Raw genomic sequence first — 16092 nt, 5'->3', positions numbered from 1 at the left:
ATCAGACCGCCAGCGCCATGTAGAACTGCGTGCCCTGCCCCGGCCGCGAGTAAACGCCCATCCGCCCGCCGTGCAGTTGCACGATCTCCTTGCACAGTGCCAGGCCCAGGCCTGCGCCGCCCTTCTTGCGTCCCACCTGCACGAACGGCTCGAAGATCCGTCCCTGCTGGCCGTAGGCGATACCTTCGCCATTGTCTTCGACGCTGATGATCACCCGTTCGCCATGGCGCCGGGCCTGCAAGCGGATCTGGCCATCGGCGCCGGTGTGGCGCAAGGCGTTGTCGATCAGGTTGTCCAGCACCCGGTCCAATTGCGGCTGGTCGGCCTGCAACCGTGGCAGCGGCTCCTGCAATTCCACCAGCAAGTCGATGCCTTTGGCTTGCGCTGCTTCGGCGAATCGCAGACGAGCCTGCTCCAGCAAGTCCTCGATGGAGCACGGTGCCAGGGTGAGTTTCTGCAATCCGTTCTGGTAGCGGGAGAAATTCAGCAGGTCGTTGATCAGCTGCATCAGGCGCTGCATTTCTTCGTTGACCGTGTCCAGCAGATCGGCTTCGCGCGAGTCTGCGGCGAACTGCGCGCGTTCACGGAACAGGCCGAACGCCATGTGCATGCCAGTGACAGGCGTGCGCAGTTCATGGGAAGCCCGCAACACGAACTCGCTGCGCACCCGTTCGAAGGCGCGCTGCTCGGTGACGTCGTGCAACACCATCACCGCACCGAGGATATGGCCCTGGGTATGGCTGACCGGCGTCAGGCTGTAGGTGATCAAGCGGGATTCGCCATCGACCTCGACACTCAGGTCCTCGGGCACTCGCTCCAGCGTGCCGCCGCGCAAGACCAGTTGCAGCTGCTGGTCCAGCTCCGGGCGCTCGAGCGCCGAGCCCAGCCCTTTACCGAGAAAGTCGGTGTCCCAGCCCAACTGGCGCTGCGCCACCGGGTTGAGGTGTTCCAGGCGCCCATCGCGGTCGATCATCAGCAGGCCGTCGTCGATACTGTCGAGCACGGCCTGCAAGCGTTGCTGGCCGGCCAGCAGCTCATCGACATTGGTGGCCTGATGCTCTCGAAGGGCCTCGGCCATGACGCCGAATCGCTTGGTCAGCTGATTGATTTCCACGGCAGAGGACACCGGCAGCGTCACCTCGAAGTTGCCCTGGCCGATGTTGTCGGCAGCCTTGGCGAGGGCTTCGATCGGTTCACCGAAACGCCGGGCAATCGCCTGTGCAGTGATGAAGCCGATGATCAGCACCGCCAACCCGACCAGACCGATCAGGCCGGCGATCAGCAGCGCCCGCTCCCGGGCCTGGCGCTGCATGTTGCTGATGTTCTCCAACGCATGCTTGTGCTCGCTGATCAGGCCGTTGCGCAATACGTTGAATTTTTCCGTGAGGTCTTCGTTGCCGCTCAACACATGGGTGGGGTCGTCCGACTCATTGAGGGCCTTGAGGAAGTCCTGGTAATCGGTCTTCGCCTGCAGGAAACCGTACTGGCGCCCCTCGCCCTGATCATGGGCGATGCCCTCCTCCAGCAAGGCGAAATAGCGCTGCTTGGACGCCTCGAAGGCCGCCTGGTCGGGCTTGTCACCCATCATCAGAATCAATTGGTCGCCCAGGGTCTGGCGCAACTTGAGGCCCAGGTCGAGGGTGATGAAGTTGTTACGCACCAGCGCTTCCTGGGTCCCGGCCATCTGCATCACGCTGACCATGCCCAGCAACAGGCCCAGCAGCGCAACGGTGATCAGTGCGGAAATACTCAGGAACAGCCGAGTACGCAACTTCATCGCCAGTTTCATCAGGCAGGACTCACAGGTTGTATTGCTTGCGTTTGCGGTACAGCGTTGACGCGTCGATACCCAACGTCTTGGCGGCCTGATCCAGCGTACCGGCGGTGGCCAGCACGGCACCGATGTGAGCTTTCTCCAGTTCATCCAGGCTCAGCGCCGCGCCGATTCGCGGCGCATTGTTGGCGGGGGTTTCGGCCATGCCCAGGTGACTGAGTTCGACACGTTCCTGCGGGCAGATGATGCTTGCCCGCTCCACCACGTTGCGCAATTCGCGGATGTTGCCTGGCCAGCGGTAACTCAGCAGCGCTTCGCGGGCGTCTTCACTGAAGCCGCGCGCCGGGCGGGCGTATTCTTTGACGAAACGCGCCAGGAAGCGGTCTGCCAGGTTCAGAATGTCTTCGCGGCGTTCGCGTAGCGGTGGCAGGTGCAAGGTGATGACGTTCAGGCGATACAGCAAGTCTTCGCGGAAGCGACCGTCGCGCACCATGTCTTCCAGGTTGAGGTTGGTGGCGGCGAGGATACGCACGTCAGCGCGGCGGGTGACCGGGTCGCCGACGCGCTCATATTCCTTGTCCTGAATGAATCGCAGCAACTTTGGCTGCAATGTCAGGGGAAAATCGCCGATCTCGTCGAGAAACAGGGTGCCGCCATCGGCCTGATTGACCCGCCCGAGGGTGCTTTCGCTGGCACCGGTGAACGCGCCACGGCTATGGCCGAACAGTTCGCTCTCCATCAGCTCAGCGGTCAGCGAGGGACAGTTGATAGTGACGCAGGATTTCTTCGCGCGTTTGCTCCAGCCGTGAATGGCCTGGGACAGTTCGCCTTTACCGGTGCCGGACTCACCAAGGATCAGAATGTTGGCATCGGTACTGGCCACCTGACGAGCCGTCTCGAGCACGACTTTCATGGCCGGGCTGTGGGAGTCCAGGCCGTCCTTGGGTTTGCGCACCTCACCTTCCAGCGCCTCCAGCCGCGCCGACAACTGTCGCACTTCCAGCTGCTTGGCGGTCGCCAGGCGCAATTGATCCGGGCTGCATGGCTTGACCAGATAATCCGCGGCCCCCGCCTGAATGGCGTCCACGGCGGTGTCCACGGCCGAGTGCGCGGTGACGATCACCACCCGCATCCACGGCGCCTGGATGCGCATCTGCGCCAGGACGTCGAGGCCGTTGTCTTCACCCAGGCGCAAATCGAGGAAACACAGGTCGAACACCTGACGCTGCAACAACGCATCGGCCTGGGCCGCGCTGTTGGCGGTGGCGACGCTGTAGCCTTCGTCTTCGAGGCAATATCGGAACGTTCGCAGGATGGCAGACTCGTCGTCCACCAGCAGAATGCGGCCCTGATGCTCGGTGGCAGATTCCATTTTCCTACGCTCCTTAAAGAATGATCTTGGTTAGTCCCGGAAAAATCGGGCAAGTTGCATGGTTTATTCTGGTCGATTCCGGCCACGTCCGGATAAATATCTGCGCGAGCCAAATCCAATCGTCTGATTTCGTTATTTTTTTATCGTGCTGGCGATTTTCAGGTCGGCCTGCCTCCCCTTCAGACATCTGCGCCCCCTGCGCAATTCAAAAAATAAGAAAGCTCCTACGAATTTATCGTGCATTTCGCACGACCATCAATGGGCCATCGTGCAGGATGCGTCCGATCTATTTTTCACGACAATTACAACTCATTGATTAATAACGATTTTTTATCGGTAAAAAGCTGGCATGCAGGCTGCAATAGCTCTCTTATCCGGGGCAGAACCTTCGCCCCTCAACAAGAAATCACCACAGTGTGGGAGGAGCTTCAGGATGAATCGCCAACGTGCCGCCCAATTGCGTATCTCGCCACTGCATATCCAGCAGGGCCTGTTCGCGCTCCTGGCGTTGTTGATCACCCTGATCGGCGGCCAGCAATTGCTGAGCTGGCAACTGAGCCAGCAGCCGGAGGCACCGCGCGTGTCCTTCCAGTATCCGACCCAGACCCATTTCAGCGCCGTGCGCGGCACGCCCGCCGATAACAACTCAGCGATGCGCATGGTGGACGTCGACCAGGCACAGCCTCTGGATGAGATGCCACGTCAGGAACGCTGGGTGTTTTGAATAAAAGAACTTGGCGCGCACAGCACGCCGGGACCTGCGCAAGACCTTTAAATAGAAGTAAGGAGAATCACCATGTTGAGCTGGGCAATTACATTCCTGATCATTGCCATCATCGCCGCCGTTCTGGGCTTCGGTGGTATCGCGGGCACCGCCACGGGTATCGCCAAGATTCTGTTCGTGGTGTTTCTGGTGATGTTCATCGCCTCGTTCTTCTTCGGCCGTCGTGGTCGGGGTTGACGATGAACGCTTCATTGAAGGCGCTGGCCGCCGCCCTCCTTCTGGGCGGTAGCGCCATGGCAATGGCGGCCAATGATGGCCAGGCGCGGGTCAATGAGCTGTTGAGCTCCGACCCGCAGTTCCACGACACCTGGCAAGGCGTGGTGAAAAAGGAAGAACGCCTGCCGGAATGGGTGATGAACCTGTCCGGTGACGCCGAGCAAATGAATACGGTGCAGGAAGATGGTGACAACTATCTGGTGGGGCCGCTGTGCGAAAGCCGTGACACGTGCAAAAGCGATCGCCTGATTGTGGCTGTCAGCCTGGACAGGAAGGATGCCTACGCCATGCTGGTCAAAGTGCCTGCGGGATTACCGGCGGACAAGTCGCCAACGCGACATGCCGACTACCGGTTCCTCGGCAAGCCGGACCAGGGCATGCAGGATCTGTTGATGGAACAACTGAAGAAAGATCCGAACTGGTACTGAATCTGTCACATGAAAGAAGCAACATTGCTTCTCTCTGATGCGTCGCCCGAGGAAGGCTGGCGCATGACCAAGGGGTCGGGACGTTCTGCCTGTTTCAGGGGCGGAGTGACCTACGGGTACATGGAGTGCCTGCGAAAGGGCCGGGTCAGGAAAAAGCTGCGACGCAAGTTCGCCGTCCACTGATGGTGCGACGGACTTGCGAAGGGCTTGCACGTTTATCCCCGGGCGACCTGTTCAGGTATCGCCGCACAATCTCCCCCTCCACTCGAAATCTCACCGGCACTCTTCGTCCGGCTGTTTTCCCATGACCGTACATCGAGAAAAAAGCGCTCTATTTCGCGACGTTTTGTCGCTGCTCGCTGTGGGATTTTTCAGAAAAAACGCTGTCGGACAATTGTTCAAAAAATAGCCAACCACCTCGGAGATGGCCGGTTCACGGCACTTCATTCGCCAAAATGTCACCTTCGAACCATTTGCGACGTCGCTTTTAGCTAAGAAACCTCATGCCGATTCGGTATGGGGTAGTCGTTTACGGCATTAGACGCCGCTTCCCCGCATCGGAATAGTTGCGCCTTTTTTCAGCTGCCAGAGAGCCACAAAAACGCTCCGGGGCACCTTATACGGGGGCGGATGCACGCCACTTTTCGCCACAAGCGAGCCGGTTTGCGCATCCAGTCCGAGTCAAACTGAAGTAAGGGTAAAGATATGAAGAAGGCAAAGCTCAGCCTCGCCTGGCAGATCCTCATCGGTCTGGTGTTGGGGATTGCAATCGGTGCGCTGCTCAACCACTTCAGTGCCGAAAAGGCCTGGTGGATCAGCAACGTCCTGCAACCGGCAGGCGATATCTTTATCCGTCTGATCAAGATGATCGTGATCCCGATCGTCATTTCCTCGCTGATCGTCGGCATCGCCGGTGTCGGTGATGCGAAGAAGCTGGGCAGCATCGGCCTGAAAACCATCGTCTACTTCGAGATCGTCACCACCATCGCCATCGTGGTCGGCCTGCTGCTGGCCAACGTGTTCCATCCGGGCGCCGGCATCGACATGAGCACCCTGGGCACCGTCGACATCTCCAAGTACAAGGCCACGGCGGCGGAGGTTCAGCATGAACATGCGTTCATCGAAACCATCCTCAACCTGATCCCGTCCAACATCTTCGCGGCCATGGCCCGCGGTGAAATGCTGCCGATCATCTTCTTCTCGGTGCTGTTCGGCCTGGGCCTGTCGAGCCTCAAGCCCGACTTGCGCGAGCCTCTGGTCAACATGTTCCAGGGCGTGTCGGAAAGCATGTTCAAGGTCACCCACATGATCATGAACTACGCCCCGATCGGCGTTTTCGCCCTGATCGCGGTGACCGTGGCCAACTTCGGCTTCGCCTCCCTGCTGCCGCTGGCGAAACTGGTGATCCTGGTTTACGTCGCCATCGCCTTCTTCGCCTTCGTGGTGCTGGGCCTGATCGCCCGCCTGTTCGGCTTCTCGGTGATCAAGCTGATGCGCATCTTCAAGGATGAGCTGGTGCTGGCCTACTCCACCGCCTCCTCGGAAACCGTGCTGCCACGCGTGATCGAGAAGATGGAAGCCTACGGCGCACCCAAAGCCATCTGCAGCTTCGTGGTGCCGACCGGCTACTCGTTCAACCTCGACGGTTCGACGCTGTACCAGAGCATCGCGGCAATCTTCATTGCCCAGCTCTACGGCATCGACCTGTCGATCAGCCAGCAACTGCTGCTGGTGCTGACCCTGATGGTCACCTCCAAAGGCATCGCCGGCGTGCCGGGCGTGTCCTTCGTGGTGCTGCTGGCCACCCTGGGCAGCGTGGGTATTCCGCTGGAAGGCCTGGCGTTCATCGCCGGTGTGGACCGCATCATGGACATGGCGCGTACCGCCCTGAACGTGATCGGCAACGCCCTGGCCGTGCTGGTTATCGCCCGTTGGGAAGGCATGTACGACGACGCCAAGGGCCAGCGCTACTGGAACTCCCTGCCGCACTGGCGCAGCAAGGAGAAGCTGCCGGTGGGTGAAGTCTCCAACAGCTGATCGCAGATCCCCGATCCCGATCCCCTGTAGGAGCGAGCTTGCTCGCGAAGCGGTGTGTCAGTCGGCATTGATAGAGACTGATACACCGCCATCGCGAGCAAGCTCGCTCCTACAGAGTAATCGCAGCATCCTCCAACAAACCCCGGAACATTCCGGGGTTTGTCGTTTCTGGCCACCCCGCTATCATTCGCGCATCTTCTGGGGGATTTGACTGATGCTTAATGGCCTGTGGCTTGGCTTCTTCATCGTGGCCGCCGTGTCGGCGCTGGCGCAGTGGCTGGTGGGCGGCAACGCGGGGATCTTCGCGGCGATGGTGGAAAGCATCTTCGCCATGGCCAAGTTGTCGGTCGAGGTCATGGTGCTGCTGTTCGGCACCCTCACCCTGTGGCTGGGGTTTCTGCGCATCGCCGAAAAAGCCGGGATCGTCGAATGGCTGGCCAAGGCCCTGGGGCCGCTGTTCCTGCGCCTGATGCCGGAAGTGCCGCCCGGCCACCCCGCCATCGGCCTGATCACCCTGAACTTCGCCGCCAACGGCCTGGGCCTGGACAACGCCGCCACGCCCATCGGCCTCAAGGCCATGAAGGCGCTGCAGGAGCTCAACCCCAGCGACACCATCGCCAGCAACGCGCAGATCCTGTTCCTGGTGCTCAACGCCTCCTCGCTGACCCTGCTGCCAGTGACGATCTTCATGTACCGCGCCCAGCAAGGCGCGCCCGACCCGACGCTGGTGTTCCTGCCGATCCTGCTGGCCACCAGTTGCTCGACCATCGTCGGCTTTCTCGCCGTGGCGTTCATGCAACGCCTGCGGGTCTGGGACCCGGTGGTGCTGGCCTATCTGATTCCCGGCGCGCTGATTCTCGGCGGCTTCATGGCGTTGCTCGGGACGATGTCGTCGGCGGCGCTGGCCGGGCTGTCGTCGATCCTGGGCAACCTCACGCTGTTCGGCCTGATCATGCTGTTCCTGGTGATCGGCGCGCTGCGCAAGGTGAAGGTCTACGAGGCGTTCGTCGAAGGCGCCAAAGAAGGCTTCGACGTGGCCAAGAACCTGTTGCCGTACCTGGTGGCGATGCTCTGCGCGATTGGCGTGCTGCGTGCGTCCGGGGCGCTGGACTTCGGCCTCGACGGCATTCGTCACCTGGTGGAGTGGGCCGGCTGGGACACGCGCTTCGTCGACGCGCTGCCCACGGCGATGGTCAAACCGTTCTCCGGCAGCGCCGCCCGGGCGATGCTGATCGAAACCATGAAGACCTCCGGCGTGGACAGCTTCCCGGCGCTGGTGGCGGCGACGATCCAGGGCAGTACCGAAACCACCTTCTATGTGCTGGCGGTGTACTTCGGTGCCGTGGGCATCCAGCGCGCCCGGCATGCGGTGGGCTGTGCGTTGCTGGCGGAGTTGGCGGGGGTGTTGGGGGCGATTGGGGTTTGTTATTGGTTCTTCGGTTGATCAACGCATTTTGACCATTACCCCCTTACCCCTGTGGGAGCGAGCCTGCTCGCGATAGCGGACGGTCAGCCAACATCAATATTGAAGGGAACCCATCGCGAGCAGGCTCGCTCCCACAGGGATGGGTTCCAACATGGCCTTACGGGCGCGCAGGCGCCACTTTCTGCCCTTGCTCCACCGCCCAGTCCACCACCTGCGCTGTCAGCTGATCACTGGCCCGGCCAAACCCGGTCACCACCGACGGCACCGCAACATCGCTCAAGGGCTGGCGCACTTCGAAGCGGCGGCTGGCGAGGATGCGTTGGTCATAGCCGCGCACCAGCAGCGCATCCAGGCGCACCACCACGCTGGCCGCCGTGCCCTGGTATTCGGTCTGGAAGGCTTGCAGGGTGCCGCCCAGTTCCAGGTCCGCCTGGAAATTGCTGTCGTCGGTGCTCAGCAACGACACCCGGCCGTCATGCTGGAAACCATCGAGCAGGCGGTTGCGCAGCAGCTCCGGCGCCGGGTCGCTCCAGCGTGTGGCTTTGTAGCTGCTGATCAGGTCGCCCTGGGGAATCACCGCGATGTTGCGACTGTTCAACGCCTCGCTGGCCTGCGGCTTGCTCAGGCGCAGCGACCAGGCTTGCGTGTTGCGGTGGCTGGCGGCTGCGCTGGTCTGCGAAGAGGGCAGGCGGTACACATCGGACGGCTCGGCCTTGGGCAGGATCGAGCAGGCGCTGGTCAATGCGAAGGCGCCGAGGAGGGCAATGTGGCCGAGCTTCATGGCGTGAATTCCTTGTTCTTGTCAGTGCCCAGCAGGTAACCGCTGGGGTTGGCTTCCAGGCGCTGGGAGATGGCGCGCAACGACGTCAGGGTGTCGCGCAGCTCCCGCACCGCCGGGGCCAGGCCGTTGAGGCCCTGCATGCCGTTGTTGAGTGAGTCCTGATTGCTGCTGAGCAGCTTGTTGATGGTTGCGCTGCTCTGTTCCAGCGACTTCATCGCCTGCTCGGCGCTGCCGAATGCCTGCTTGCCCTTGTCGTTGAGCAAGCCATTGGCGTTGCGCATCAGGGTCGTGGTCTGTTCCAGCATGGCGCTGGCCTGCTTGCCCACCGACGTCAGTTGCTGCATCGCCAGGCGGATATCGCCGCGTTGCTCGGCAAGGGTCCCGGTGGTTTGTTCCAGGTGCTCCAGGGTCTTGCCGATGCGTTCGACGTTTTCGCTGGAGAGCAGCAGATTGGCGTTGTGCATGAGCATGTTCACGCCGGTCATCAGGTCGTTGCTGTCATTGAGCAGGCGGGCGATGGGCGAGGGCGAGGCGACGATGGTCGGCAGCTCACCGTCCTTGCCCTTGAGCGCCGGGCTCTGCGGGGTGCCGCCGCTGAGCTGGATGATCGACGTGCCGGTGACCCCGGTCAGCGCCAGCTTGGCCTGGGTGTCTTCCTTGATCGGCGTGTCGCCGCCCAGGCGGATGCGCGCCAGCACCCGACGCGGGTCGTTCGGGTCCAGGCGCAAGGTCACCACATCGCCGACCTTGATCCCGCTGTATTGCACCGAACTGCCCTTGGACAGGCCGCTGACCGCCTCGTTGAAGACCACCTCGTAGTCCTTGAACTCGGTGTCGACGCTGGACTTGGCCAGCCACAGGCCGAAGAGCAGGGCGCCGGCGACGACGATCACCGTGAACAGGCCGATCAACACATGATGGGCTCGGGTTTCCATGTCAGACCTCTTTCAACTGTTGGGCAGCGCTCAACGCCGCGCGGCCGCGGGGGCCGTGGAAATATTCGTGAATCCAGGCGTCGTCGGTTTCCGAGACGACATCAATCGGGCCCGCCACCAGCACTTTCTTCTGCGCCAGCACCGCCACGCGATCGGTGATGGTGTAGAGGGTGTCCAGGTCGTGGGTGATCAAAAACACACTGAATCCCAGCGCATCGCGCAGGGTCAGGATCAACTGATCGAAAGCCGCCGCGCCAATCGGGTCGAGGCCGGCGGTGGGTTCGTCGAGAAACAGGATGTCCGGGTCCAGGGCCAGGGCCCGGGCCAGCGCCGCGCGCTTGATCATCCCGCCGGACAGCGAGGCGGGGTACTTGTCGGCGGCGGACAGCGGCAGGCCGGCCAGCGCCAGTTTCACCGCCGCCAGGTGCTCGGCGTCCTCACGGCTCAGGCCCGCATGTTCGATCAGGGGCAGGGCGACGTTTTCGGTCACGGTCAGCGAAGAAAACAGCGCGCCTTTCTGGAACAACACGCCAAAGCGCCGCTCGACCAGCGAGCGCTCATGCTCGGAGAGGGTGGGCAGGTTCTTGCCGAACACCTTGACCATGCCTTCGCTGGGTTGGCGCAAGCCGACAATGCTGCGCAACAGCACCGATTTACCGCTGCCGGAACCGCCGACCACGGCGAGGATCTCGCCCTTGTTCAAATCCAGATCGAGGTTTTCGTGCACGCTCTGGCTGCCAAAGCGATTGCACAGGCCCCGCACTTCGATCACCGCCTCCGAGGGCGCACGCGCTAGACGACTCACCAGCCCATCTCCATGAAAAACAGCGCGGCCACGGCGTCGAGCACGATCACCACGAAGATCGACTGCACCACGCTCGACGTCGTATGGGCGCCAACCGACTCGGCACTGCCGCTGACCTTGAAGCCTTCCAGGCAGCCAATGGCGGCAATGAGGAACGCGAAGATCGGCGCTTTGACGATCCCCACCAGGAAGTGCTGAACGCCGATGTCCGAATGCAGCAGGGACAGGAACATCGCCGGGGAAATATCCAGCGACAGGGCACAGACCACGCCACCGCCAATGATCCCGGAGATCATCGCCAGGAACGTCAGCATCGGCAGCGCCACCAGCAGCGCCAGCACCCGCGGCACCACCAGCAGCTCCATGGGATCGAGGCCGATGGTACGGATGGCGTCGATTTCTTCGTTGGCCTTCATCGAGCCGATCTGCGCGGTGAAGGAGCTGGCCGTACGGCCGGCCATCAGGATCGCCGTGAGCAGCACGGCGAATTCACGCAGGAAGGAGAACGCCACCAGGTCCACGGTGAACACCGTGGCGCCAAAATTGGCCAGCACCGTCGCACCGAGGAAGGCCACCACCGCACCCACCAGGAACGTCAGCAGAGCGACGATGGGCGCGGCGTCCAGGCCGGTCTGCTCGATGTGCGCGACCATCGGTGTGATCCGCCAGCGCCAGGGCCGGAACAACCCGCGAAACAGGGTCTCCAGAATCAGGCCGACAAAACCCAGCAGTTGCAGGGTGTCTTGCCAGACCGCATCCACGGCGCGGCCAATGCGGGTCAACAGTTGGATGCCGACGCTGATCTCCGCTTCCTTGATCGGTACGCAGAAGTCCGTCATCGAGCGGTACACCGTCTGCATCAGCGCTCGGTCGGCGGCGGACAAGGTGCAATCGGGGTGCTCGGCGGATCGGCCGAGGCGTTGCGAGCCGAGCATCTCCACCAGCAACGAAGCACCGGCGGTGTCGAGCGCGCCGAGGCCGTTGAGGTCGATGTGGGTGTTGTCGTCGTACTGACCCCGCAGCTTTTCGCACGCCTGCTTGAGGGTGGCGTAATGGGCGAGCGTCCAGTCGCCCACGACCCGCAGTTGCGCAGGGGTGTGCGAGGCGTCCATCAGGGCACTGCCAGGGGTTGTGCTGCTGGTCATAAGCTCCGTGCTTGTTCGGCTGTTACGCAAAAGCTACGTAATAGCACGAACCACGTTACTTTTCTTTGGTCGGTGTGCTGTCTGTGATGGTAAAACGCAGCACGCCAATCAACTGACCATCCTCGGTCAGCACTCGAACCTGCCAGTCGCCCGCCGGGTTGCCGGGGAAGTTCTGCTTGTGGGTCCAGGCGCGGTAGCCTTCCTTGCGCCCGCCGTGGATGTCGAGGGCGATGCGGTCGACTTCCTTACCGTTGAACTGCCACACGTGATAAATCCGCTCGTCCAGGCCACGGGGGGCGTTGATGGCGGTGTAGGCGTACAGCCCGCCGCCACGAATCTGCTCGGCGCTGACTTCCTTGAGGCTGTCGCCAGGCGTGCGGTCCTGCAGCTGCGTGCTGATCGCCACGCTGGTCATCCAAAGCGTGGCAGGCGGCACCCACGAGCGCAGCACCCAGCCCAGGGCGCCGATGCCCACGGTGATGCACAGAATCGCCAGGGCGTTACGCACGGTGCGGATCGGAAAGATCGACGCCAGGCTGGGGAACGACAGGATCACCGCCGTGCCCAAGGCCAGCTTGAAGCTCTGCGAAGTGGTCAGGTGCAGGATGACGGGCAGGGCGGTCAGCAGCGCGGCGAACAGTGTCAGCGTGTGCAGTGCCAGGAACGCCCAGCGCCGGGGCGCCAGCCATTTGTAATACAGCGGGTCGGTGATCGAGATCAGCGCGGCGAGGCCCAGCAGCCCGGTAAAAAATAACTGGCCGCTGTTCCAGGTGGTGGTGATGAAAAAGAATGGCAGGACGAAAAACAGACTTTCCTGGTGGATCATCTGCGTCGCGTAGCGCAGTAGCGGCTGGGGAATTTCCCGCTTGAACACGCGGGTGAACAGCTGGGTCAGGCTGTTTTCCAGCATCAGCCAGATCCAGCTCAGCACCATGATCACGGTGATCCAGGTGGCCAGGCCCTGCTGGCGATCGACCAGCATGAAACTGGCGACCCCGGAGATGAAACCGCCGAGCGCGATGACCCCAGGGTAGCGCTTCATCAGTTCGAGGATGCGCTGTACGTACAAGGTCAGGGTCGGCATTCGGCGATTCGCATAAGTCGTAGGAAAAAACCCCGACAGGTTACCGCCCGCGGGCCGGCGTGGCGAGCCGATCCTGTCGCGCGGCTACGGCGCTCGCCGCGTTCTGGTGTGCCATTGCCAGCCCAACAGCACCAGTACGATCAGGCCCAGCCCGGCGGCCACCACCATCAGGAACTGATCGTCACTGAGCAGCGGTTTCTCGATGCGCAGGTAACCCGGTTGCATCAGCAGTTCGCGCATGGCCTTGTTCGCCTGCGCCAGCGTCACGCCGGCCAGCTCCCGGGCGGGGTTGGTGAAGCGGCCATCCTCGTAATCGCCCAGGGCGCTCCAGTAGTAATCGGCCAGTGCGCTGTTGCCTTGCACCGCCCAGGCCTGGCGGGCGATGGCCGCCTGTTTGAGGCGGTTGAAGGTGTCGGCGTCGAGGCCGTTCTTGAGCAGCCCGGCCTTCAGTTCGTCGAGTGCCTGGGTGGCCTTGGCCACGTCGTCACGCTCAAGCTCGGCGTTGAGGCTCATGAAGCCCACCCCGCCAAACACCTCGCGTTCGGCCGAAGGGCCGTAGGACAGGCTGTGCGCCAGGCGCAACTGGCGGTAGAGCGCCCAGTCGAGATAGTCCTTGAGCAGGTCGAAGGTGGCGTCGTTGACGTCGTCCAGCACCGGCTCCGGCACCAGCCAGTGCAGCTTGGCCGAATCGCCGACCAGGCTGCGATTGAGGGTGCGCTCATGGGCGGCGCTGGCCAGGATCACCGGCAAAGGCGGGTGCTCGCTCGGCTCCACCGCCTTGAGCGAGCCCCAGGCGCGTTCCAGGTAGGCGGGCAGGAAACGCTCGAGGTCGCCGACCACGATCAGGGTCATGTTGTTCGGCGCGTACCAGGCCTTGCGCACGTCCTCCAGTTGCTCACGGGTCAAGTGATCGACTTCGGCACGCTCCGGGCATCTGAGGCCCAGTTCCACCGCCAGTTGATTGCTGGTGGTGTGGCCCAGGTCCTGGCGGTCCAGCCAGCGTTGCAGGTGCGTGTAATGGCCGCCGTCCTCGCGCTCGACCACCTGCTTGGCGGCGTTGATCGCATCGTCGTCGATGCGCGTCTGGGTCAGCAGCGCCAGCAGCAGGTCGAGGACCTTGCGCTGGTTTTTCGCCGGGGCTTCGATGACGAAGGTGGTGTCGGCGTTGCTGGTGTAGGCATTCCACTCACCGCCCAGCGCCTGCATGCGCTCTTCCAGGCCACCTTCGCCGGTGGCGTCGATGCCGCTGAACAGCAGGTGTTCGAGCAGGTGTGGCAACTCCTTGTCGGCACAACTGAAGTCATCGAGGCCGACACCGACCACCAGCCGAATCGCCACATGCCCGCGCTCGCTGCCGGGCTTGAGCAGCAATTGCAGGCCGTTGCGCAGCGTATAACCCTCGACCTGGAAACGATCCAGGGCGAACGAGGGAAGGGAGCCCAGCAACAGGCAGGCGAACAACAGGCAACGCATAACGAGCTTCCGGGCAGTCAGTCAGAGATCCGTTTCGTCAGTCAGGGCCTCATCGCGGGCAAGCCCGCTCCCACAGGGGTTATCTGGTGTTCACAACACCTGTGGGAGCGGGCTTGCCCGCGATTGGCCTTAAGGCCGAACCCAAGTAACTGACTGATCACTGTGCCAGACGTTCAAGGCGAATGTGTGATGTCAGCCAAATCGTCGACCATGAGTGCGCCGGTGTCGGAGCTTTCCAACACCACGTAGGCACTGGTGCAGAACAGCGAACTCAGGCGCTTCATGTCGGCGATCAGTTCCAGGTGCAGCGAACTGGTCTCGATACTTTGCACGATCTTACGTTGCAAGCGGCTGACGTGGGCATGGGCCAGGCGGCGTTCCTGTGCGCGGAAGCGACGTTTTTCGCGCAGCAGCTGGCGGGCGCTTTCCTTGTCGGCGCTGAGAAACACCGACAGGCCCAGGCGCAGGGTGGCGATCAACTGGCTTTGCAGCCCCGCCAACTCTTCCAGGCCGACCTCGGAAAACGAGCGGCGCTGCGCGGTTTTCTGCTGCTGGACCTTGCGCAGCATGCGTTCGATCAGGTCGCTGGCCAGCTTGAGGTTGATCGCCAGCTCGATGATTTCCGCCCAGCGCCGGCTGTCCTGGTCACTCAAGTCCTCGCGGGGCATCTGCGCCAGGTAGAGTTTGATCGCGCTGTACAGCGCCTCGACATCATCGGTCAGGCGGCGGATTTCCTGGGTCACGGCGGTCTGCTTGCCCTGGAGCACGTCGAGCATGGCTTCGAGCATGTGGTCGATCAGGTCGCCCATGCGCAAGGTTTCCCGGGAGGCATTGGCCAGCGCCAGGCTGGGGGTGACCAACGCGGTCGGGTCCAGGTGCCGGGGTCTGGCCATGCCGTTGGCCTGGGGTTTTTCCGGCAGTACCCAGGCGCAGAACCTGGCCATCGGCGCCACGGTGGGCAACATCAGCAGGCAACGCACCGAGTTGTAGAGCAGGTGGAAGCCGATGACCATTTCCTGCGGGCTGAAATCCAGGCTGTCGATCCAGTGCACCAACGGGTCGAGCACCGGGATGATCAACAGCAGGCCGATCAGTTTGTACAACAGGCTGCCCAGCGCCACCTGGCGCCCGGCGGGGTTCTGCATGCTGGTGCTGAGAAACGCCAGCACGCCACTGCCGATGTTGGCGCCGATCACCAGGCCCAGGGCCACCGGCAGGCTGATCACCTTGGCCCCGGCCAGGGTTGCGGTGAGCAGCACGGCGGCCAGGCTGGAGTAGGAAATCATGGCGAACAGCGCGCCCATCAACGCATCGAGCAGGATGTCGCCGGTCAGCGAGGCGAAGATCACCTTCACGCCCTTGGCGTGGGTGATCGGGTCAGCCGCTTCGACGATCAGTTGCAGCGCCAGGATGATCAGCCCCAGGCCGATGGCCACGCGGCCCATCTGGCCCAGGCGGGTCTGCTTGCGCGACAGGAAGAAAATCACCCCGAGGAAGATCAGCAGCGGCGACAGCCAGGACAGGTCGAAGGTCAGCACCCGGGCCATCAGCGCCGTACCGACATCGGCGCCGAGCATGGTCACCAGGGCCGGGGTCAGCGCCATCAGGCCCTGGCCGACGAAAGAGGTGACCAGCATCGCCGTGGCGTTGCTGCTCTGGACCATGGCCGTCACCGCGATCCCCGACAGGAAGGCCAGCCAGCGCTTGGACATGTTCTGCCCGATGACATGGCGCAGGTTGGAACCGTAGACCCGCAGGATGCCGGTGCGGACGATGTGCGTGCCCCAGATCAGCAAGGCCACGGCGGAAAGCAGATTGAGCAGGGTGAGCAT

14 protein-coding genes are annotated in these 16092 nt (G+C 62.6%); 5 read left to right on the top strand and 9 right to left on the bottom strand.

The annotated features are described in order from the left end of the window. Nucleotide 1 precedes the first annotated feature (1 nt). Entirely contained in the window at nt 2-1789 is a 1788-nt protein-coding gene (locus tag ABVN20_RS14175; RefSeq protein ID WP_368556354.1) for a KinB sensor domain-containing domain, read from the bottom strand. A gap of 10 nt (nt 1790-1799) precedes the next feature. Further along, nucleotides 1800-3146 (bottom strand): sigma-54-dependent response regulator transcription factor AlgB, encoded by a 1347-nt coding sequence (algB, locus tag ABVN20_RS14170; protein WP_368556353.1) that lies wholly within the window; start codon nt 3144-3146, stop codon nt 1800-1802. A gap of 433 nt (nt 3147-3579) precedes the next feature. On the opposite strand from algB, the gene ABVN20_RS14165 reads away from it, so the two are divergent. The 5 genes from ABVN20_RS14165 to ABVN20_RS14145 all read left to right on the top strand — a co-directional run bounded on the left by ABVN20_RS14165 (nt 3580) and on the right by ABVN20_RS14145 (nt 8055). Continuing rightward, the gene (locus ABVN20_RS14165; protein WP_368556352.1) at nt 3580-3870 is read left to right on the top strand and encodes a hypothetical protein; all 291 of its coding nucleotides are present in this window, start codon (nt 3580-3582) and stop codon (nt 3868-3870) included. 72 nt (nt 3871-3942) lie between these two features. After that, nucleotides 3943-4107: a DUF1328 domain-containing protein gene (locus ABVN20_RS14160; protein WP_003177151.1), complete on the top strand. Its 165-nt coding sequence runs from the start codon at nt 3943-3945 to the stop codon at nt 4105-4107. A gap of 2 nt (nt 4108-4109) precedes the next feature. Then, nucleotides 4110-4574, top strand: a complete 465-nt coding sequence (locus tag ABVN20_RS14155) for an inhibitor of vertebrate lysozyme family protein (protein ID WP_368556351.1) — start codon at nt 4110-4112, stop codon at nt 4572-4574. Between the two features lie 705 nt (nt 4575-5279). Then, nucleotides 5280-6611 carry a glutamate/aspartate:proton symporter GltP gene (gene gltP, locus ABVN20_RS14150; protein WP_368556350.1) on the top strand — a complete coding sequence of 444 codons (1332 nt, stop codon included), beginning with the start codon at nt 5280-5282 and terminating at the stop codon, nt 6609-6611. 214 nt (nt 6612-6825) lie between these two features. After that, complete coding sequence (locus ABVN20_RS14145; RefSeq protein WP_368556349.1) at nt 6826-8055, top strand: nucleoside recognition domain-containing protein; 1230 nt, start codon at nt 6826-6828, stop codon at nt 8053-8055. A gap of 139 nt (nt 8056-8194) precedes the next feature. Here ABVN20_RS14145 and ABVN20_RS14140 read toward each other — a convergent pair whose 3' ends face one another. From ABVN20_RS14140 to ABVN20_RS14110, 7 genes are all read right to left on the bottom strand, one after another. Further along, complete coding sequence (locus ABVN20_RS14140) at nt 8195-8818, bottom strand: ABC-type transport auxiliary lipoprotein family protein (RefSeq protein WP_368556348.1); 624 nt, start codon at nt 8816-8818, stop codon at nt 8195-8197. Next, nucleotides 8815-9753: an MlaD family protein gene (locus ABVN20_RS14135; protein WP_368556347.1), complete on the bottom strand. Its 939-nt coding sequence runs from the start codon at nt 9751-9753 to the stop codon at nt 8815-8817. The genes ABVN20_RS14140 and ABVN20_RS14135 overlap by 4 nt, the downstream gene beginning before the upstream one ends. Nucleotide 9754: 1 nt before the next feature. Then, a complete protein-coding gene (locus tag ABVN20_RS14130) occupies nt 9755-10558 on the bottom strand; it encodes an ABC transporter ATP-binding protein (RefSeq protein ID WP_368556346.1) in 804 nt (267 codons plus the stop codon). Further along, the gene (locus tag ABVN20_RS14125) at nt 10555-11703 is read right to left on the bottom strand and encodes an MlaE family lipid ABC transporter permease subunit (protein WP_368556345.1); all 1149 of its coding nucleotides are present in this window, start codon (nt 11701-11703) and stop codon (nt 10555-10557) included. Before ABVN20_RS14125 ends, ABVN20_RS14130 begins: the two co-directional genes overlap by 4 nt. Nucleotides 11704-11758: 55 nt before the next feature. Continuing rightward, nucleotides 11759-12787, bottom strand: a complete 1029-nt coding sequence (locus ABVN20_RS14120) for a DUF5924 family protein (protein WP_368556344.1) — start codon at nt 12785-12787, stop codon at nt 11759-11761. Between the two features lie 84 nt (nt 12788-12871). Continuing rightward, complete coding sequence (locus tag ABVN20_RS14115; protein ID WP_368556343.1) at nt 12872-14260, bottom strand: M16 family metallopeptidase; 1389 nt, start codon at nt 14258-14260, stop codon at nt 12872-12874. Between the two features lie 173 nt (nt 14261-14433). After that, the gene (locus ABVN20_RS14110; protein WP_368556342.1) at nt 14434-16092 is read right to left on the bottom strand and encodes a Na/Pi cotransporter family protein; all 1659 of its coding nucleotides are present in this window, start codon (nt 16090-16092) and stop codon (nt 14434-14436) included.

Source organism: Pseudomonas sp. MYb118 (assembly GCF_040947875.1).
Classification (GTDB): Bacteria; Pseudomonadota; Gammaproteobacteria; order Pseudomonadales; family Pseudomonadaceae; genus Aquipseudomonas.
Note: the sequence above shows the minus strand (reverse complement) of the source record. Positions and strands in the feature narration are given on the sequence as shown.